We start from the raw sequence: 634 nt of genomic DNA, 5'->3' as shown, positions 1-634 counted from the left end.
AACACGCCAGTTCGCCCGGATGTTGGGACTTGAACCGAAGAACACGGCGGTGCGGAGTCCGGAGAGTAACGGAATAGCAGAGAGCTTCGTGAAAACGATAAAGCGTGACTACATCAGTATCATGCCCAAACCAGACGGGTTAACGGCAGCAAAGAACCTTGCAGAGGCGTTCGAGCATTATAACGAATGGCATCCGCATAGTGCGCTGGGTTATCGCTCGCCACGGGAATATCTGCGGCAGCGGGCTTGTAATGGGTTAAGTGATAACAGATGTCTGGAAATATAGGGGCAAATCCACTGAGTGTAACGCTTGCTGATAACGTGCAGCTTTCCCTTCAGGCGTGATTCATACAGCGGCCAGCCATCCGTCATCCATACCACGACCTCAAAGGCCGACAGCAGGCTCAGAAGACGCTCCAGTGTGGCCAGAGTGCGTTCACCGAAGACGTGCGCCACAACCGTCCTCCGTATCCTGTCATACGCGTAAAACAGCCAGCGCTGACGTGATTTAGCACCGACGTAGCCCCACTGTTCGTCCATTTCAGCGCAGACAATCACATCACTGCCCGGTTGTATGCGCGAGGTTACCGACTGCGGCCTGAGTTTTTTAAGTGACGTAAAACCGTGTTGAGGC

General features: G+C 53.8%; 1 protein-coding gene and 1 pseudogene. One reads left to right on the top strand and one right to left on the bottom strand.

Annotated elements, in window-relative coordinates:
* Positions 1-286 (top strand): integrase core domain-containing protein (locus tag BFF42_RS19660; RefSeq protein WP_000318964.1); only part of this gene is annotated, 286 nt, incomplete at its 5' end.
* Here the strand turns inward: BFF42_RS19660 and BFF42_RS19655 are convergent.
* A pseudogene (locus BFF42_RS19655) lies at positions 226-634 on the bottom strand (IS1 family transposase); the annotation flags it as partial. The gene BFF42_RS19660 and the pseudogene BFF42_RS19655 overlap by 61 nt on opposite strands.

Origin of the sequence: Shigella sp. FC1661 (assembly GCF_001712525.1) — a bacterium.
Taxonomy (GTDB): domain Bacteria; phylum Pseudomonadota; class Gammaproteobacteria; order Enterobacterales; family Enterobacteriaceae; genus Escherichia; species Escherichia coli.
Note: the sequence above shows the minus strand (reverse complement) of the source record. Positions and strands in the feature narration are given on the sequence as shown.